Source organism: Paraplanobispora siamensis (genome assembly GCF_016863175.1).
GTDB classification, from domain to species: Bacteria; Actinomycetota; Actinomycetes; order Streptosporangiales; family Streptosporangiaceae; genus Planobispora; species Planobispora siamensis.
Genome location: NZ_BOOJ01000014.1, coordinates 107,760 through 125,135, shown reverse-complemented (window position 1 = coordinate 125,135; position 17,376 = coordinate 107,760). Strand labels below are relative to the sequence as shown.

Genomic DNA, 17,376 nt, shown 5'->3' with positions numbered 1-17,376 from the left:
TCCTCCGTCGGCCCCATGACCGAAACGGTGATGTGCTTGCTGGCTGCTCCCCTGATCACTTCGCGTCCCCCCAGGCCGTGGACGGAGCGTGGTCGAACGGGCAACCGCCGATCTCGAAGTGCTTGAGATACTCCTCGCGGAAGTACTTCACCGAGGAGTGGATGGGGCTGGTGGCGCCGTCGCCCAGGGCGCAGAAGGAGCGGCCCAGGATGTTGTCGGCGATGTCGGTGATGGTGGTCAGGTCCTCCTCGGTGCCCTGACCCTTCTCCAGCCTGATGAGCACCTGCTTGAGCCAGTAGGTGCCCTCCCGGCAGGGGGTGCACTTTCCGCAGGACTCGTGCGCGTAGAACTCGGTCCACCGCATCACCGCGCGCACCACGCAGGTCGTCTCGTCGAAGATCTGCAGGGCGCGGGTGCCGAGCATGGACCCCTTGGCGCCGACCGACTCGAAGTCGAGCGGCACGTCCAGGTGCTCGTCGGTGAAGATCGGCGTGCTCGATCCGCCGGGCGTCCAGAACTTCAGCCGGTGGCCGGCGCGGATGCCGCCCGCCATGTCGAGGAGCTCGCGCAGCGTGATGCCGAGCGGCGCCTCGTACTGGCCCGGCCGGGTGACGTGGCCGGACAGCGAGAAGATGCCGAAGCCGGTCGACTTCTCGGTGCCCATGCGCGCGAACCAGTCGGCGCCGTTGGCGATGATCGAGGGAACACTCGCGACCGACTCGACGTTGTTGATCACAGTCGGGCAGGCGTACAGGCCCGCCACCGCCGGGAACGGAGGCTTGAGACGAGGTTGCCCGCGATAGCCCTCGAGCGAGTCGAGCAGGGCCGTCTCCTCGCCGCAGATGTAGGCGCCGGCGCCGGCGTGCACGACCAGGTCGAGGTCGTAGCCGGAGCCGAAGATGTCCTTGCCGAGAAGGCCGGCCTCGTACGCCTCGCGGACCGCCGCGTGCAGGCGGCGGATGACGTGCAGGACCTCGCCGCGCACGTAGATGAAGGCCTGGTTCGCCCGGATGGCGTAGGACGTGATGATCACGCCCTCCACCAGCGAGTGCGGGTTGGCCATCATCAGCGGGATGTCCTTGCACGTGCCGGGCTCGGACTCGTCGGCGTTGACCACCAGATAGTGCGGCTTGCCGTCACCCTGCGGGATGAAGCCCCACTTCATGCCGGTGGGGAAGCCCGCGCCGCCGCGGCCGCGCAGGCCGGAGTCCTTGACCGCCTGGATGACGGCGTCGGGGTCCATGCCCAGCGCCTTCTTGGCGGCCTTGTACTCCCCGTAGCCGTTCAGGGTGAAGGAGTCGGACCGGTCCCAGTTCGCGGTGAGGACCGGAGTGAGAGTCGTCATGCCTCAGGGGCCTTCCATCCGTTGGCCTTGGCGACCTTCAGGCCCTCCAGCGAGGCGCCCGCGGCGGACGGGCCGTCGCCGGCCAGGTCGTCGGGCAGGCCCGCGAGCACGCGCGAGGCCTCCTTGAAGGTGCACAGCTTCTTCGGCCCGCGGGTCGGCGAGACGTTCTTGCCGTCGCGCAGGTCGTCGACGAGCTGCTTGGCCGAGGCGGGGGTCTGGTTGTCGAAGAACTCCCAGTTGACCATCATCACGGGGGCGAAGTCGCAGGCGGCGTTGCACTCCAGCCGCTCCAGCGAGATCCTGCCGTCCGGGCTGGTCTCGTCGTGACCGACGCCCACGTGCTCGGAGAGCTCGTCCCAGATCTGGTCGCCGCCCATGACCGCGCACAGCGTGTTGACGCACACGCCGACGTGGTAGTCGCCCATCGGGCGGCGCTTGTACATCGTGTAGAACGTGGACACGCCCACGACCTCGGCCTTGGTCAGGCCCAGCATCTCGGCGCAGAACTCCTGGCCGGCGTCCGAGACGTAGCCGTCCTCCGACTGCACCAGGTGCAGCAGCGGCAGCAGCGCCGAGCGCGTCCTCGGGTAGCGGGAGATGATCTCCTTGGCGTCCCGCTCCAGGCGCTCGCGGACCTCGGGCGAGTAGCTCCCGCGCGCGGTCACCCGCCCCTCCTCGCCCGGGCTCACGACCGCGACCCCCTCCTCGGAGGGGTTCAGGGTCGTGCTGCCCTTGGGGCTCGAGTAGTCCGCGGGGCTCTCCTTCGGCGAACCGCTCATCGGTCCACTCATCGGTCCACACCTCCCATGACCGGGTCGATCGAGGCCACGGCGGAGATGACGTCGGCGACCATGCCGCCCTCGCACGTCGCCGGTACGGCCTGCAGGTTCGTGAAGGACGGGTCACGGAAGTGCACCCGGTACGGCTTGGTGCCGCCGTCGCTGACGACGTGGGCGCCGAGCTCGCCGCGAGGCCCCTCCACACTCGCGTACGCCTGACCGGCCGGGACCCGGAAGCCCTCGGTCACCAGCTTGAAGTGGTGGATCAGCGCTTCCATCGAGCCGCCCATGATGTGCGCGATGTGGTCGGGCGAGTTGCCGTAGCCGTCGGGACCCAGCGCGAGCTGCGCGGGCCAGCCGATCTTCTTGTCGTCCACCATCACGCGCTGGCCCTTGAGCGGGCCGGCCAGCCGGTCCAGAGCCTGCTCGACGATCTTGAGCGACTCCTCCATCTCGGTCATCCTGACCAGGTAGCGGCCGTAGACGTCGGCCGTCTTCTGGGTCGCGACCTCGAAGTCGTAGGTCTCGTAGCCGCAGTACGGCTGCGACTTGCGCAGGTCCCACGGCAGGCCCGCGGCCCGCAGCATCGGGCCGGTGATGCCCAGCGCCATGCAACCGGTCAGGTCGAGGTAGGCCACGTCCTTGGTTCGCGCCAGGTAGACCGGGTTGGCGTCGAGGAGCTTGCGCATGTCCTTGATGCGCTTGGGCATCTCCTTGAGCAGCTCGCCGACCTTGTCCACGGCCCCGGCCGGCAGGTCGACGGAGACGCCGCCGGGCCGGACGTAGGCGAAGTTCATCCGCAGGCCGGTGATGTACTCCATCACGTCGAGCACCAGCTCGCGCTCGCGGGTCCCGAAGAGGAACGGCGTGGTCGCGCCCAGCTCCATGCCGAAGGTGCCGATGGCCACCATGTGCGAGGAGATGCGGGTCAGCTCCATCATCATCACCCGGATGGCCTGCGCCCTCTCGGGGATCTGCTCGGTGATGCCCAGCAGCTTCTCCACGGCCATGCAGTAGGCGGTCTCGTTGAAGATCGGCGAGAGGTAGTCCATCCGGGTGACCAGCGTGGTCCCCTGGGTCCAGGTGCGGTACTCGCAGGTCTTCTCGATGCCGGTGTGCAGGTAGCCGATGGCCGTGCGGGCCTCGGTGACCGTCTCGCCGTCCAGGTTGAGGATCAGGCGGAGCACGCCGTGCGTGGACGGGTGCTGCGGGCCCATGTTGACGACGAGCTGCTCGTCCTGCTGACCGCTGAGCGTGGCCACCAGCTCGGTCCAGTCGTTGCCGGAGACCGTGTAGACCTTGCCCTCCGTGGTCTCCTCGTAAGGAGCACTCACTTGTACGACCTCCTCTGGTCCGGCGGGGGGATCTCGGCGCCGCGGTAGTCCACCGGGATGCCGCCGAGCGGGTAGTCCTTGCGCTGGGGGTGCCCGTCCCAGTCGTCCGGCATCATGATCCGGGTCAGCGCCGGGTGGCCGTCGAAGATGATCCCGAAGAAGTCCCAGGTCTCACGCTCGTGCCAGTCGTGCGTCGGGTAGATCGACACGCTGGACGGGATGTGCCGGTCGGTGTCGGGGCAGGACACCTCGACGCGCAGCCGCCGGTTGTGGGTGATCGAGCACAGGTGGTACACCGCGTGCAGCTCCTCACCCTCCAGGTGCGGATAGTGCACGCCGGAGACGCCCAGCGAGAGCTCGAAGCGCAGCGCCGGGTCGTCCCGCAGGTGGCGCAGAACCTCCAGCAGGCGCTCGCGCTTGACGTGGAAGGTCAGCTCGCCGCGGTCCACGACCACGCGCTCGACCGCGTCGGCCAGGTCGCCGCCGAGCGCGCGCTCCAGCTCGTCGGCGACGGTGTCGAAGTAGCCGCCGTAGGGGCGGGGGGTCGACAGCCGCGGCGCGCGCCGTACGACCAGACCGCCGTAACCGGAGGTGTCACCGGAGTCCTGGGCACCGAACATGCCCAGGCGCGCGATCGGCTCCTCCGGCACCCCGGGAAGGTTGTCCGTGCTCATTATCGGCCGCTCCGGCTCACTTGGCGTTTCCCTGGTCGATCAGCGGCAGCGTCCGGAGCGCCTGCAGTTCGAGCTCGTCGATCTGCTTGGCGCGGTGCGCGCCGAACTTCATGTTCTGAATCTTGTCGTGCAGCTTGACGATCGAGTCGATGAGCATCTCGGGCCGCGGCGGGCAGCCCGGCAGGTAGATGTCGACCGGGACCACGTGGTCCACGCCCTGCACGATCGCGTAGTTGTTGAACATGCCCCCGCTGGAGGCGCACACGCCCATGGCGATGACCCACTTGGGCTCGGCCATCTGGTCGTAGATCTGCCGCAGGACGGGGGCCATCTTCTGGGACAGCCGCCCCGCGACGATCATCAGGTCGGCCTGCCGCGGAGACGCCGAGGCGCGCTCCATGCCGAAGCGCGCCAGGTCGTGCTTGGGACCGCCGGTGGACATCAGCTCGATGGCGCAACAGGCCAGGCCGAAGGTCGCCGGCCAGACCGAGTTCTTACGTGCCCAGCCGGCGACCTGCTCGACCGTGCTCAGCAGGAAACCGCTCGGGAGTTTCTCTTCAAGTCCCATAGTCCTAATCCCAGTCCAGACCCTTGCGGCGCCACACGTACGCGTAGGCGACGAGCACGGTGACGATGAACAGCACCATCTCGACCAGCCCGAACAGCCCGAGCTGGTCGAAGGCGACCGCCCACGGGTAGAGGAAGATGATCTCGATGTCGAACACGATGAAGAGCATCGCGGTGATCATGTACTTCAGCGGGAAGCGACCGCCGCCGACCGGCTGGGGGGTGGGCTCGATGCCGCATTCGTAAGCGTCGAGCTTCGCGCGGTTCCAGCGCTTGGGTCCGGTGAAGGGCGCGATCGTCACCGAGAAGACCGCGAAGCCCGCCGCGAGCACGGCGAGCACCAGAATGGGTGCGTACAGCTCCATCGCTACGCCTCCTCTCCCATCTCCACGCGCGCTGGCGCGTAGCTCGTCACAGTGGTGTGTTTCACAAGTCTAGGCAGGGCGATCATCTCGGCTCGCTCCGGGTTCCGCGTGTTTTGTGAGGTCATGCCGGTGGCGCGACCTTCGACAGAGCGTTGATGATCCTGTCGGATGCGTCGCCTCGCCGGTCGGTGAGATTAGCAAGCAGCTTGAGCGCGAAGCGCATCAGCCCGGGATGGTGCAGCGCGTGACGGGTGGCGAAGTTCATCACGCCACGGCGGCCGATGAGTTCCACGAAGCCGCGTCCTAGAGTGAAGTACCCACCATATGCGTCCTTGAGGATCTGGGGGTAAGCGCGCAGCACGCGCTCACGCTGCGCGGGGGTGGCCCGGCCCAGAGCCTGGACGATGGTCTCGGCCGCGATCTGGCCGGTCTCCATCGCGTACGCGATGCCCTCGCCGTTGAACGGGTTGATCATGCCACCCGCGTCGCCGACCAGCACCAGGCCCCGCGTGTAGTGCGGCTGCCGGTTGAAGGCCATGGGCAGCGCGGCGCCCCTGATCGGGGTCGTCATGTTCTCTTCGGTGTAGCCCCACTCCGAAGGCATGTTCTTGACCCAACGTTTGAGCAGGTCACGATAGTCCATGCCCTTGAAGGACTCGCTGGTGTTCAGCAGCCCCAGGCCCACGTTGGAGGTGCCGTCGCCGACGCCGAAGATCCAGCCGTAGCCGGGCATCAGCTGGTCGCCGTCCCACAGCTCCAGCCACGTCTCCAGATAGTCGTCGTCGTGACGCGGGCTGGTGAAATAGGTGCGTACGGCCACGCCCATCGGGCGGTCCTCGCGCTTGTGCAGCCCCATCGCCAGGGAGATCCGGGTGGAGTTGCCGTCGGCGGCGACCACCAGGCGGGAGCGGTAGGAGACGTCCTCTCCGTCCTTCTTGGCCGTCACGCCCACGATGTGGCCGCTGCGGTCGTCGAGGATCGGCCCGGTGACGTTGACGCCCTGCAGCAGGCGCACGCCTCCCCGCACCGCGTTGGCGGCCAGGATCTCGTCGAAGTCCTGCCGGGTGCGCACCAGCCCGAAGTCCGGATAGCTGGCCAGCTCCGGCCAGTCCAGCTCGAAGCGCAGCCCCCCGCCGACGACGCGCAGGCCCTTGTTCCTGACCCATCCGGGGGCGTTGATGTCGATCCCCATCGCGATGAGCTGCTTGACCGCTCGGGGCGTCAGCCCGTCGCCGCACACCTTCTCACGGGGGAATGTGGTCTTCTCGAGCAGCAGGACGTCGAGTCCGGCCTGTGCGAGGTGGAAAGCGGTGGTCGACCCGGCGGGCCCGGCGCCGACGACGATGACGTCGGCGTCAGCCTCAGCGACACTCCGCTGCGGGGCGGCTGGCACGGTCACGGGACCTGTCCTGTCCTACATGCTTCGACGGCCTCGGGGTAAGGGGCCTTTCGTTCCTTTGTGAAGGTCTTCACAAACTTGTCGGGCGGCAGTCTAACGCCTTCCCCACCCTTGATGTCAGGCGGGATCGGCGATCTATCCCCCGTTGCCCGGATCCGACATGCGAAAACCCCCGCAAGCCGACAAGCGACTCACGGGGGCTCAAGATCGGGCCGTCTCAGATGTCGAACTCGTCGTTCCTGACCCCAGCGACGAAGGCCCGCCACTCCCCGCGAGTGAAGGTCAGCACCGGCCCGGACGGGTCCTTGGAGTCACGCACGGCAATGCCGTCTCCAGCAAGCGGAGCGATCTCGACGCACTCTCCAGTGCCCGTACTGAAGCTGCTCTTCCGCCACGGAAGGTTCTGAGCATGGAGAACAGATAGCTCCATTGATGCTCCAGAGTCGTATGCGACAGATGAAAAATGGGATCGTCAACCTAGCAGCTATCGCAGTCGAACGGGGGTGCAACGCATCATCGGGCGAGCGATGCGATCAGTTTCTTGGATTGCCGCTGGTCGAGGGCCACCTTCTCAAGGTTCCCATAGAGGATTGAATACATGTACACAACGCTCTCATCCTCAGCAAGGCTGGAAACGGGGAAATCCTCGGTGTAGAGAAGTTCGTCATAGAGGGTGCCGAGCCCGGGAACCTCCGGAAATTTCATGAGGATGAAGTGGCTCCCATCCGCGGGGTGAGAGGCGTCGAGAGGAAGAACACGAATACTCACGTTGGGAGAATCCGACACCTCCAGTAGCCAGCGGAGCTGCTCCTTCATGACCTCCTGGCTGCCGTAACGTCGCCGGAGCACCGCCTCGTCGAGGATTGTGGAGTAATCCAACTTTCCCGAGGTGAGTAGCTCCTGTCGCCGCAAACGAAACTGAGTCCGGCGCTCGATCTTTCCAGAAGGCAAGGCTTGAAGCGATTGGTAAAGGCCGTTGATCACCGAGGCATAGCCATACGTCTGGAGCATTCCTGGCACGACGTTGGCATACCAGGAACGGATCTCCGCGGCCTCGTCCTCCAGACCGGCGAGGGTGATCACCTGCTCCGGCATATCCTCGGCATACTTTTCCCACCACCCCTTGCGATGAGCGTCCCGCGTGAGGCCGAGCAGCCGTCCACTCGTCTCCGAATCGGCGTTGAAATATCGGAGGAGCTTCTCCACATCCCCCTCTTGGGGAACCACCTGTCCCGTCTCCAGGCGTGACACCTTGGAGGTGGACCAGCGGAGTTCCTTGGCGACCTGGACCCCGGTGAGACCGGCAGCCTCGCGTAAGCGGCGCAGCTCTACGGCGAGCCTGCGGCGGCGGAGTGTGGGACTTCCGGTTCCGGTCACCCAGGCTCTCCTTTCGCAAACCTTGTAGGTATGCCCTTTAGGAAGGGTTTGCAATCCTTGCCGGGAAGGTCGGTTTTCATCCCGCCAGGACTCCCGCGCATCATCCCTGCGGGAATTGCACGGGGCGTCCCTGCGGCACATGCTGAGTTTATCCCGCCATACCAGGCGACGAGGGGAAAACATCCAGGTGAGTCCGGCAACCGCGACAGCGCATCCTCCGTAGCTCCACGGCCGGAGAAGCGAGCATCCACGCGAACGGGCGGATGGCTGCGACCCATCCGCCCGGAATCCCGCAGCCCCCCTCATCTCATCAGCGACGGGAACAGGAGCCGTGGAACATGTCCAACGCTACTCCGTCACGACAACCCCGCAAGGGGTTACGGACCCGCCTTATCGAAAAGGCGGAGCGGAAAATCTGGGAGGAGGACGACAGGCTCGCCGAGCGGAACGGCTGGCGGGTCGTCAAGGCGACTCTCTTCGTCAGGCGGTACCGGGATCCCCGGTTCGACCGGCTCGGACTGGACCCGGACGGCGGCCGGGAGAACGTCTCCGGCCTGCCGGAGGACGGCGGCAAGGCCGAGGTTCCGGTGAAGGCCGCATCCGGGATCGGGACAGGAGACAAGGGCGAGAGTCCGACTCGGGACAGCCGCGAGGCCGTGTCCGGGACCGGGCCAACGACAGGGACCGGGGAGTCTCCCCGGGTCGCCGCGGAACCTGTCGGAGTCGGGTCCGGCGGGGGGAAGCGGGTGGGAGGGGCCCATGGGCGATGACCCTCCCGGGTGGCCGGGGCATCCCCGGTACCACCCTCGCATTCCCCGCGCCCGGGGACCATTGGCACAGCTGGGGTGGATCATCCGGTGGCGTGTCGAGATCCTCGTCGCCTCGGGGGTCGTCCCGGTGGTGTCGGAACTGGCCGAGCAGCCCGTGTGGCTGCCGGTCTATCTGCTGCCGCTGATCGCCGCGGCCGGCTGCCCACCGGCCCGGCGGGCGGTGGGTGACCAGTTCCGCGGGCTGGTCGTCAGGCACCGCTTCCAGGGGTTGTGCCAGAGGACCTCGATGCGGACCCCGCAGGAATGGCTGCCCCTGGTGATGGGGACGATCCCGCACCGGGACGGGCGGCTGGAGCTGTACGTCTGGTGCAGGTCGGGGATGAGCCTCGAACTCTTCGAGGACTATCTCCCGGAGATCAAGGTCGCCTGCTTCGCCGGTGAGGCGGCCGTCCGCCCCCACGCGCGGTGGGGGCACGTCGTCATCATCGAGTTCCGGCGGTAGCCGTACGGAGAGAAGACCCGGGGCAACGGCGCTCCGGGTCGGGGGACGGAACGCCCCGGAACACCCCAGAAGGCACCGGAGCGCCTCAGGACGCGGGCTTGTAGGCGCGGTGCAGGGCGACGATGCCCAGGGAGAGGTTGCGCCAGGCGACCTTCTTCCAGCCGGCACGCTGGATGATCCGGGCGAACTCGGCCTGGGCCGGCCAGGACCTGATCGACTCGGCGAGGTATTCGTAGGAGTCGGGGTTGGAGCTGACCGCCCCGGCCACGACCGGCAGCATCCTCATCAGATACTCGGTGTAGACCCGGTCGAAGGCGCCGTTCGTCGGGCGGGAGAACTCGCAGATCACCAGGCGGGCGCCCGGCTTGGCCACGCGGAGCATCTCGCGCAGCGCCTGCTCGGTGTCGTTGACGTTGCGGATGGCGAAGGAGATCGTCACCGCGTCGAAGGAGTCGTCGGCGAACGGCAGCTTCAGGGCGTCGCCCGCGATGAAGCTGACCCCGCGCACCCCGCCACCGGAGATGCCGGAGCCGCCCCGCCTCTCGACGCCGGTGCGGAGCATGCCGAGGGAGAAGTCGGAGGCGATCGCCCGGGCGCCGAGCGCGGTGAAGGCGTCGGTCGAGGTGCCCGTGCCCGCGCCCAGGTCGAGCACGAGCTCGCCGGGCCCGGCGTCGACCGCGTCCGCGGTGGCCTTGCGCCAGAAACGGTCCTGTCCCAGGGACAGCAGGTCGTTCATCAGGTCGTAGCGCCGGGCCGTGCGATCGAACATCGAGGCGACCTCGTGCGGTTGCTTGTCCAGCGAAGCGCGCGTCATGGGGACAAGCCTAGGCCTGAGCGGGCAATCCACGGAAAGTAGCGACGCGATTACCAAGGGTCTGCTAGGACTTGGTGAATGCTTGCCAGAACCGTTTCCGTGCCGGCCGCGACGCTGGCCGCGACGACGCTGACCGTCGCCGCGACGCTGGCCGCTCCGCCCGGTGTCGCCGCCGCCGGTTCCGTCGCGCACGGACGGGTCGTCTCGGCCGACCCGGTGGACACCACTCCCCACGTGCTCGACGGCATCGTCAACGCCATCACCCTGGTGGGTGGCACGGTGGTGGTCGGCGGCTCGTTCACGGAGGTGCGCGAGGCGCGGGACTCCGCAGTCCTGGAACGCACCAACATCTTCGCCTACGACCTGGCCACCGGGCGGATCGTCCACGGCTTCGAGCCGTACCTCAACGGCGCGGTCACCTCCCTGGCGGCCGGCGCCGACGGCACGGTCTACGCCGGCGGCGGGTTCTCCGCCACCGACGGGGTCACGACCCGCAAGGTGGTCCGGCTGCGGCTGTCCGACGGCTCCCCGGTTACCGGCTTCCGCGCTCACGCCTTCGGCGGCTCGGTCACCAGCCTCGTCCGGAGCGGCTCCCGTCTCTACCTGGGCGGCGACTTCACCCACGTCGGCCGCACGCCTCGTACGGCACTGGCCCGGGTGGACGCCGTCACCGGCGCCGTGGACCCGGAGTTCGCGATCACACCGGGAGCGCCCCGGGGATCGCGCACCAGGGTCCACGCCATGGCGCTGAGCGGGAGCCGGCTGGCCGTCGACGGCAGTTTCACGACCCTCGACGGCCTGTCCCGCCCCCAGCTCGGCCTGATCGACGTGGGCGCCGCCCGCGCGAAGGTCGCCGACTGGCGGACCGACGCCTACGCGCCCTCCTGCAGCGCGGCCTTCCCGAGCTACGTCAGAGGCCTGGATTTCGCCCCTGACGGCCGTTACTTCGTGGTGGTCACCAGCGGAGGCCCCGGGGGCCCGCGCAAGCTGTGCGACAGCGCAGCGCGCTTCGAGACCCATGTACGGGGCGGGACCCGGCCCACATGGGTCAACCACACCGGCGGCGACTCGCTGTACGCGGTCGCGGTGACCGGGTCCGCCGTCTACGTCGGGGGGCACCAGCGCTGGCTCGACAACCCGACAGGGAGCGACTCGGCCGGCCCGGGCGCGGTGGCGCGGCCGGGCATCGGGGCGATCCATCCGACCACCGGCAGAGCCCTGTCGTGGAACCCCACCAGAGACCGCGGAATCGGCGTCAAAGCATTTCTCGCCCATCCGGCTGGGCTACTGGTTGGTAGTGACACAATCCGGCTCGGTCACGAGTACCATGCCCGGATCGGCATGTTCCCGCTGCCGTGATCACTCCCGATTCTTGGCGATTCGTGCGCTGAGCGCGTCGCGTTGCTTGGACAGCAGGACATAGCTGGCCACTCCGCTGACGAGGAACGCCACGACCAGCAGGATGAAGGGCTCTCGCAGGCCGAGCAGGTAGAGCACGCCGATGCTCACGGCCAGCAGGCCGAGCCGAGACGCTGTGTAAACGATGGCGGGATGCACATCGTCGAGGCTACGCCACTGCGTCCACAAAGTGAGCGTGGTATGGGAGTGGCGCTCTTCGCATCCAGCGCGAGCGCTGCTAGTGTGCCCAACACATCAGTTACGTAAAGAAACACCCACGAGAGTCCCAAAGAGGCTCTATCATATAACAATCGGGCAGTCAGTCGATAACAACCCGTGATCTTTGTTGAAAAGCACGGATATATCAGGCTTCGCTCGGCACACTGGTTACCTGTCCGCCCGCTGGCAGGAAGCGGGATGCGAGGGGGAGAGATTGTGGAGAGTAGCAGCGAGCGTCTGCTGACACCCGGAGAGGTTGCCGCCCTCTTCCGGGTCGACCCAAAGACGGTGACACGCTGGGCCGCGGCAGGCCGCATCAGCAGCATCCGTACCCCCGGAGGGCACCGGCGTTTCCGCGAGTCGGAAGTGCACGCCCTTCTGCGCGGCGAGGACGTATTGACGGCCGAACGGCCGGCAGGTGAGTCCCCCCGCGTCTGACGACTTATGACGTCACACCATCGGTGATCCTGCGCGCCCTACCCGGAAGCCGCAGGGTCACCGTGGAGTCACCCCGGCGTCTCTAGCTGTCCTGTTCCGCCTTGAAGGCCAGGAACTCGCGCTCCAGTTCGTCGTTCTCCTCACGCCACCGGCGTCGCCGTGCGGCCATCTCCTCCTCGGTCAGCGCCTCGGGCAGCCAGCGGTCGTAGTCGGGGTCCCCCGGTGAGAGTTCCACGTACGCGTTGCCTATCAGACGCCCGTCATCGCTGGACAGGCTCTGCGGCACGCGCAGGGTCCCGTCAGCGAGCCGGATGACGTACATCCCAGATCACCTAGATTCCGTAGCGCCGGTTGAAGAACAGCATGACATTGAGCGCCATCCGCGTGTCCCCGCCGAGCATGTCCACGAGGGCGGGTCGCTGCCGGGAGGCGATGGCCGCGAAGGCGTCGGCGAAGAACTCCTTGCGGCCCAGGTTCCCCGGCTGGAGGTGGAAGGCCGAGGCGAGGACCGGCACGCACTGCTCGTAGAGGGCGGCGAACTCCGGGGAGTCCGAGACCCACTCGTCGCGGGGGGCGTCCACGTCGTCGAGGGCGTGGCCGATCTCGTGCATCATCACGTCGGGGGTAGGTGAGGGCCGGTCCCCCACCACGACCTTGCGGTCGCCGTACGCTCCGGCGCAGACGTCCCACGTCGCCCGGCCCGAGGGCAGCGGCGCGCCGCGCAGATAACCCATGTCGTCCAGGTCGGGCACGCCGCCCTGGCCGACGTAGATGCCGCCCAGCTCCGCCGCCAGCTTGCCCTTGAGCCCGTCGGGAAGCCGCGCGAGGCTCTCCACCGCCCGTACGACCTCGGGGGACGGCGGCCCCTCCCGGACGTCCCACTGGCGGTGCAGGACGCGCTCCAGCGGCCCGCAGTGGCGCAATCCGTCGCCCAGGCCGGGGGTGTCGGGGGCGTTGGGCTGCGCGCGTGGACGCTCGTCGGCGAGCTCGAAATCCCGCCAGCTGTACTGCGGGCGGTCGACCGCGGGGGCGGCCACCGCCCTCCTGCGCCGCTCGGGCTCGCGGGGGACCTCTCGCGGTGCCTCCCTGACCGCGCGGTCCGCGCGGTGGGACGCTCCCCGCTGCCACCAGTGCCGCCGGTGACGGCCCTTGTCGGTGTTCATCGCGCTCGCTCGTACGGTTGCGTCATCACGTCCCCTGGGAAAGCGGCAACGGGTTCCACCGTACGACGCCGATCTTCACCGCGTCACCCCGAACATCGGTCACGACCGCAGCTGTCTCCGTGATGGCTTACAGTTCGGGCATGTCCGTGCTTCTCGGCCTGACCATGCTCGCCTTCTGGCTCTACTGCCTGTTCGACGTCATCACCACGCCGGACGAGAAGGCACGAAACCTGCCCAAGCTCCTGTGGGTGGTCATCGTCGTGGTGACGTTCGTGGTCGGCGGCCTGTTCTGGCTGCTGCTCGGCCGCCCCCTCGGCCCCCGCCCCCCGCGCCCGACCTTCCGCCCCGACCTGCCCCAGCGCCCCGACGCCCCGCGAGGCCCCGACGACGACCCGGACTTCCTCAGGGACCTCGACCGGCGCCTGCGCGACGAAGACTGACGACCACGACCTGCCACCAACGACCCGCCGTCAACGACCCGTCACCGCAACCGGCCACCGCCCGCCGCGGCCGGGCTCCGGCCCTCCTGCCCTCCGGTCCTCCGGTCCTCCGGTCCTCCGGTCCTCCGGCTCAGCGCCGGGCCGCGCACACGTCCCGATAGGCCAGGCCGGGGAGGTGCTCCCGCCACTCGGCGGGAGCCAGCGTCCGCCCGGCCCGTGAGCAGACCGCGGCGGCCACCGCCTCCGGGTCGACAGGATGCTCGACCCGCTCGCCGTCGCCGTCCAGGGTGATCAGCCGGGATCCGTCCGCCGTGAACGCCATGCCGCGCAGCGGCCCGCTCCCCGTGGGAAGGGGACCTCCCAGCCGCGTGCCGGTGGCGATGTCCCACAGTCCCACCGTCCTGGCACCGGTCCTCACCGCGAGCACGTCCCCCTTCGGGGAGAAGAACAGCGCGCCCCGCTCCTCCTCGGCGCCGATCCTCAGTACCGGCCCCACCCGGTTCCTGCTCGCGGTCTCCCACACCGAGACCCGCCCCAGGGAGTCGGCGACGGCGAAGCGGGAGCCGTCCCGGTCGAAGACGACGGTGATCCTGCTCTCTGTGAGCGGTGGGCCGTACGGCGCGCCGTACGGACGGCCGGTCGCCGCCTCCAGCAGCCGCCGATCGCCGGAAGTGATCGCCACAGCCCGGCCGTCCGGTCTGAACACCAGCTCGTCGGGCCTCGGTTCGCGCCGGGCCCAGAGCCGCCGTCCCGTGGGCACCTCCCACAGCCGGACCTCGTCCTGCGACGTCTCCCCGGTGAAATCGCTGAGGTGGGCCGCCACCGCGCTCCCGTCGGCGTCGACCGCCAGACCCTCCACGGTGGCCTCCCCGCCGGTGGACAGGGCGGCGACCCGCCGGAAGGTCGCGGTGTCCCAGACGGTGATCTCACCGTCCGTGCCGGCGTTGACCGCCAGGCGCCCGCCGTCGGCGCTGAAGGCCATCTCGGCGTACTCCTCCGCCGTTCCCTCCCCCAGCTCCAGGGTGGCGAGGGTGGTGTTCCCGCGCACGTCCATGAGCCGGACCCGGTTCTCCTCGTACTCCTTGACGGCGGCCAGGCGCGCGTCGGGGCTCAGCAACGTCTCCAGCTCGCCGTAGAGCGGCTCCCCGCGGGCGCCGGACACGTGGGAGAGGTCGAGGGTCGTGACGCCGTCCTCGACGAGATAGCGGAGCGTGCGTCCGTCCGGATCGAACGCCACCACAGGCCAGACGTCCATACCGGTCTTGTGCGTCATCAGCAGCCGCCGGTCCTCCAGCCGCCACACCTTGATGCCGGCCGGGCCCGCCGCCGCCAGGAACCGCCCGTCGGGGCTGAAGACCAGGTTCCCCTGCTCGTCCCTGCCGGAGAGCCGGCTCTTCATCGATCCGGTGGCCGCGTCGTACAGCTCCACCCGCCCGCCCTTGCCGAGTGCGAGGGTCCGGCCGTCCGGGCTGTAGGCGATCGGCGCGGAGCACTCGCACGCGGCGCCCAGCGGGATGACCCGCTGTGTGTCGTGCTCGACGATCGCCGGACGGGTCAGGAACCCGCCGGTGGCGAAGTAACGCCCGTCGGGGGAGATGTCGGCGTGTATCCCGTAGACGGAGGCCGGCATCTTCCGTATCCGGCCCGTCCCGGTGTGCTGGATGCCGGCCGTGCCCTGCCCGCCGTGGACGGCCACCCAGTCGTCGGACAGGCCGAAGGAGACGCCCAGGTCGGTGTCCGCCTGGTCGGGGTGAATGCGTCCGGGACCGACAGGCCTGCCGGTCGCCGCGTCCCAGGTCCGGATCCACGCGTCGCCGACCGTGACCAGCAGCCTGCCGCTCGGGCTGAGCGCGATCTGGCGCACGTCGTCGCCCACGCCGGAGAAACTCGTGATTCGCCGGCCGGTCCGCACGTCCCAGAGACGCACCCGGCCCCCGCTCGCGCTGGCGAGGACGCGCCCGTCCCGGCTCAGCGCCCGCACCGTCCGCACCTCGACGGCCGGGTCCCGGAAGGTCGCGATCTCCCGCCGGGTCAGCGAGCCGGTCAGGGCCGCCCGGGCCTCGGTCACCGGGGCCAGCCGCCAGGCGGCCACGCTCAGCAGCATCGCCCGCACCGGATCGGAGACCCGCAGCGACTCTGCCGTGGCGGCCAGTTGGCGGGCCTGGGCCTCTTCGAGCCGGGCGGCGATGGTGGCGGCGCGCTCATCGGCCACCCTGCTCTGCTGCACGGCGATCGTCCCCGCCACCAGGGCCGCCACCAGCAGGACCACCAGCGCCGAGAAGACCAGCCGGTTGCGCCGGGCGCGGCGCCGGGAGAGGGCGGTGGCGGCCTCCAGGAAGTCCCGCTCCACCGTGCTGAGCGTGATGTCGCGCCGGCCGGTGGCGGCCCAGGTCATCGCGTTCTGCAGGCTGCCGCCCTGCAACAGGTCCCCGTCCCGGCGGCCCTGGGCGTGCCAGCGCCAGGCGGCGGAGAGGATCTCCCGGTGCGCCCTCAGCCCGTCCCAGTTGGCCCGCACCCACTGGCGCATCCTGGGCCAGGCCAGCGGGAGCGCCGGGCGCGACAGCCACACCTCCCGGTCGTCCCGGCCGACCAGGTAGGCGAAGATCTCCAGCAGCCGCCGGACGGCGGCGGTCTCCTCCTCGTCCCGGCCGTCGACGAGCTCGGCCCACTGGGCCCGTCGCGGGATCTGCTGGCCGTCGTCGGTCACCGTCACCAGCCGCAGGAACACCTCGGGGGCCAGCTCCCGCTCGACCGGTCCCAGGAGGGCGTAGCAGTCCTCGGCGAGGGTGCCCAGCGCCGGATCGCTCGAATCGCCGCGGACCCGGGCCCCGGCGTCGCTGCCCGCCATGAGCAGGCTCGTGGTGTCGAGCCCGCCGCCGCTGACCAGGGCGAGCAGCAGGTCCCTGGCCGACGGCCTGGCCCGGGGGTCCTTGGCGAGCGCGGCGGCCACCAGGGGGCGCACCCCCTCGGGCAGGTCGTCCAGATCCGGCTCGGACGAGAGCACCCGGTGCATCACCGCGCCCAGCGTCTCGGCCTGGAAGGGGTCCGCCCCCGTCGCCGCGAACACCATGATCCCGCCCCAGGCGAACACGTCCGCCGCGGGCTGCGCCCGTTCCCCGGTGAAGATCTCGGGCGCCATGTAGGTGGGCGTGCCCGTGACCATCCCGGTCGCGGTCAGCGACATGTCCGCGGTGCGGGCGATCCCGAAGTCGATCACTCGGGGGCCGTCCGGTCCCAGCAGGACGTTGTCCGGCTTCAGGTCCCGGTGGACCACTCCCGCGTCGTGGATCGCGGTCAGCGCCGTGGCCACCGCGGTCGCCAGCCGGTGCAGGTCACCGCCGCCGAAACGGCGCCCATCGCTCACCGCCCGGCGCAGGCTGGGGCCCTCCACGTACTCGGAGACGATGTACGGCCGCGGGCCGTCCAGGTCGGCGTCGATCACCGCCGCGGTGCAGAACGAGGCGACCTTCCTGGCGGCGGTCGCCTCACGGCCGAACCGCTGACGCAGCTCGGCGTCGGTGGCGGCGTCCCCGTGCAGCACCTTGACCGCGACCCGCCGTCCTCCGGCGTCGTACGCCTCGTAGACCACCCCCTGGCCCCCGGCGCCCAGCCGCCCCGCCAGCCAGTAGTCACCCAGCCGCTGCGGGTCCCCGTCGATCAGTCCAGAGCTCATCCGCCCCTCCCGTCCCCCGGGTTGTGACGCCCCGGACGACGCCGAAGTTCACGGAAACCCGGGATCTGCGAGGGGGCGCCGGTGAACCGACCGGAGCCGGGTCAAGGAGCCCCCGAGCC

Annotated in this window: 18 protein-coding genes; 4 read left to right on the top strand and 14 right to left on the bottom strand. The window is 69.4% G+C overall.

Features of this window, described 5'->3' with window-relative positions:
• Positions 1-55: 55 nt before the first annotated feature.
• The 9 genes from nuoF to Psi01_RS07915 form a co-directional block, all read right to left on the bottom strand.
• Positions 56-1,345: an NADH-quinone oxidoreductase subunit NuoF gene (nuoF, locus tag Psi01_RS07955; protein WP_204063287.1), complete on the bottom strand. Its 1,290-nt coding sequence runs from the start codon at positions 1,343-1,345 to the stop codon at positions 56-58.
• Positions 1,342-2,124 carry an NADH-quinone oxidoreductase subunit NuoE gene (gene nuoE, locus Psi01_RS07950; protein WP_239127297.1) on the bottom strand — a complete coding sequence of 261 codons (783 nt, stop codon included), beginning with the start codon at positions 2,122-2,124 and terminating at the stop codon, positions 1,342-1,344. Before nuoE ends, nuoF begins: the two co-directional genes overlap by 4 nt.
• A gap of 8 nt (positions 2,125-2,132) precedes the next feature.
• Positions 2,133-3,458 (bottom strand): NADH-quinone oxidoreductase subunit D, encoded by a 1,326-nt coding sequence (locus Psi01_RS07945; RefSeq protein WP_204063286.1) that lies wholly within the window; start codon positions 3,456-3,458, stop codon positions 2,133-2,135.
• Positions 3,455-4,132, bottom strand: coding sequence for an NADH-quinone oxidoreductase subunit C (locus Psi01_RS07940; RefSeq protein ID WP_204063285.1), 678 nt, complete (start codon positions 4,130-4,132; stop codon positions 3,455-3,457). Before Psi01_RS07940 ends, Psi01_RS07945 begins: the two co-directional genes overlap by 4 nt.
• Before the next feature lie 16 nt (positions 4,133-4,148).
• Positions 4,149-4,700: a NuoB/complex I 20 kDa subunit family protein gene (locus Psi01_RS07935; protein WP_184937870.1), complete on the bottom strand. Its 552-nt coding sequence runs from the start codon at positions 4,698-4,700 to the stop codon at positions 4,149-4,151.
• Between the two features lie 4 nt (positions 4,701-4,704).
• Positions 4,705-5,064 (bottom strand): NADH-quinone oxidoreductase subunit A, encoded by a 360-nt coding sequence (locus tag Psi01_RS07930; protein ID WP_203876621.1) that lies wholly within the window; start codon positions 5,062-5,064, stop codon positions 4,705-4,707.
• A 121-nt stretch (positions 5,065-5,185) separates the two neighbouring features.
• Entirely contained in the window at positions 5,186-6,463 is a 1,278-nt protein-coding gene (locus Psi01_RS07925; RefSeq protein ID WP_204063284.1) for a geranylgeranyl reductase family protein, read from the bottom strand.
• A gap of 217 nt (positions 6,464-6,680) precedes the next feature.
• Complete coding sequence (locus tag Psi01_RS07920) at positions 6,681-6,893, bottom strand: DUF397 domain-containing protein (RefSeq protein ID WP_204063283.1); 213 nt, start codon at positions 6,891-6,893, stop codon at positions 6,681-6,683.
• Positions 6,894-6,976: 83 nt separating this feature from the next.
• Positions 6,977-7,840 carry a helix-turn-helix domain-containing protein gene (locus Psi01_RS07915; protein ID WP_204063282.1) on the bottom strand — a complete coding sequence of 288 codons (864 nt, stop codon included), beginning with the start codon at positions 7,838-7,840 and terminating at the stop codon, positions 6,977-6,979.
• An 831-nt stretch (positions 7,841-8,671) separates the two neighbouring features.
• Here Psi01_RS07915 and Psi01_RS07910 point away from each other — a divergent pair.
• Positions 8,672-9,112, top strand: coding sequence for a hypothetical protein (locus tag Psi01_RS07910; RefSeq protein ID WP_204063281.1), 441 nt, complete (start codon positions 8,672-8,674; stop codon positions 9,110-9,112).
• 85 nt (positions 9,113-9,197) lie between these two features.
• Here Psi01_RS07910 and Psi01_RS07905 read toward each other — a convergent pair whose 3' ends face one another.
• The gene (locus Psi01_RS07905) at positions 9,198-9,926 is read right to left on the bottom strand and encodes a demethylmenaquinone methyltransferase (RefSeq protein WP_204063280.1); all 729 of its coding nucleotides are present in this window, start codon (positions 9,924-9,926) and stop codon (positions 9,198-9,200) included.
• Between the two features lie 78 nt (positions 9,927-10,004).
• On the opposite strand from Psi01_RS07905, the gene Psi01_RS07900 reads away from it, so the two are divergent.
• Entirely contained in the window at positions 10,005-11,285 is a 1,281-nt protein-coding gene (locus Psi01_RS07900) for a delta-60 repeat domain-containing protein (protein WP_204063279.1), read from the top strand.
• Here the strand turns inward: Psi01_RS07900 and Psi01_RS07895 are convergent, their stop codons facing one another.
• Positions 11,286-11,483, bottom strand: coding sequence for a DUF4229 domain-containing protein (locus Psi01_RS07895; protein ID WP_204063278.1), 198 nt, complete (start codon positions 11,481-11,483; stop codon positions 11,286-11,288). It abuts the gene before it with no gap.
• A gap of 258 nt (positions 11,484-11,741) precedes the next feature.
• On the opposite strand from Psi01_RS07895, the gene Psi01_RS07890 reads away from it, so the two are divergent.
• The gene (locus tag Psi01_RS07890; RefSeq protein WP_012887349.1) at positions 11,742-11,981 is read left to right on the top strand and encodes a BldC family transcriptional regulator; all 240 of its coding nucleotides are present in this window, start codon (positions 11,742-11,744) and stop codon (positions 11,979-11,981) included.
• 82 nt (positions 11,982-12,063) lie between these two features.
• Here Psi01_RS07890 and Psi01_RS07885 read toward each other — a convergent pair whose 3' ends face one another.
• Positions 12,064-12,303, bottom strand: coding sequence for a hypothetical protein (locus Psi01_RS07885; RefSeq protein WP_203876614.1), 240 nt, complete (start codon positions 12,301-12,303; stop codon positions 12,064-12,066).
• A gap of 10 nt (positions 12,304-12,313) precedes the next feature.
• Positions 12,314-13,144, bottom strand: a complete 831-nt coding sequence (locus tag Psi01_RS07880) for a hypothetical protein (protein ID WP_204063277.1) — start codon at positions 13,142-13,144, stop codon at positions 12,314-12,316.
• Positions 13,145-13,284: 140 nt separating this feature from the next.
• On the opposite strand from Psi01_RS07880, the gene Psi01_RS07875 reads away from it, so the two are divergent.
• Positions 13,285-13,584 (top strand): PLDc N-terminal domain-containing protein, encoded by a 300-nt coding sequence (locus Psi01_RS07875; RefSeq protein ID WP_239127295.1) that lies wholly within the window; start codon positions 13,285-13,287, stop codon positions 13,582-13,584.
• Positions 13,585-13,714: 130 nt separating this feature from the next.
• Here the strand turns inward: Psi01_RS07875 and Psi01_RS07870 are convergent, their stop codons facing one another.
• Positions 13,715-17,257 carry a WD40 repeat domain-containing serine/threonine-protein kinase gene (locus Psi01_RS07870; RefSeq protein WP_204063275.1) on the bottom strand — a complete coding sequence of 1,181 codons (3,543 nt, stop codon included), beginning with the start codon at positions 17,255-17,257 and terminating at the stop codon, positions 13,715-13,717.
• Positions 17,258-17,376: the final 119 nt, after the last annotated feature.

Bases quoted from the DNA above. Each gene is read 5' to 3' on its own strand.
- Psi01_RS07885 (WP_203876614.1), bottom strand. From the start codon at position 12,303: ATGTACGTCATCCGGCTCGCTGACGGGACCCTGCGCGTGCCGCAGAGC.
- Psi01_RS07870 (WP_204063275.1), bottom strand. From the start codon at position 17,257: ATGAGCTCTGGACTGATCGACGGGGACCCGCAGCGGCTGGGTGACTAC.
- Psi01_RS07930 (WP_203876621.1), bottom strand. From the start codon at position 5,064: ATGGAGCTGTACGCACCCATTCTGGTGCTCGCCGTGCTCGCGGCGGGC.
- Psi01_RS07935 (WP_184937870.1), bottom strand. From the start codon at position 4,700: ATGGGACTTGAAGAGAAACTCCCGAGCGGTTTCCTGCTGAGCACGGTC.
- Psi01_RS07900 (WP_204063279.1), top strand. From the start codon at position 10,005: ATGCTTGCCAGAACCGTTTCCGTGCCGGCCGCGACGCTGGCCGCGACG.
- Psi01_RS07940 (WP_204063285.1), bottom strand. From the start codon at position 4,132: ATGAGCACGGACAACCTTCCCGGGGTGCCGGAGGAGCCGATCGCGCGC.
- nuoF (WP_204063287.1), bottom strand. From the start codon at position 1,345: ATGACGACTCTCACTCCGGTCCTCACCGCGAACTGGGACCGGTCCGAC.
- nuoE (WP_239127297.1), bottom strand. From the start codon at position 2,124: ATGAGCGGTTCGCCGAAGGAGAGCCCCGCGGACTACTCGAGCCCCAAG.
- Psi01_RS07880 (WP_204063277.1), bottom strand. From the start codon at position 13,144: ATGAACACCGACAAGGGCCGTCACCGGCGGCACTGGTGGCAGCGGGGA.
- Psi01_RS07905 (WP_204063280.1), bottom strand. From the start codon at position 9,926: ATGACGCGCGCTTCGCTGGACAAGCAACCGCACGAGGTCGCCTCGATG.
- Psi01_RS07890 (WP_012887349.1), top strand. From the start codon at position 11,742: ATGCGAGGGGGAGAGATTGTGGAGAGTAGCAGCGAGCGTCTGCTGACA.
- Psi01_RS07920 (WP_204063283.1), bottom strand. From the start codon at position 6,893: ATGGAGCTATCTGTTCTCCATGCTCAGAACCTTCCGTGGCGGAAGAGC.
- Psi01_RS07875 (WP_239127295.1), top strand. From the start codon at position 13,285: ATGTCCGTGCTTCTCGGCCTGACCATGCTCGCCTTCTGGCTCTACTGC.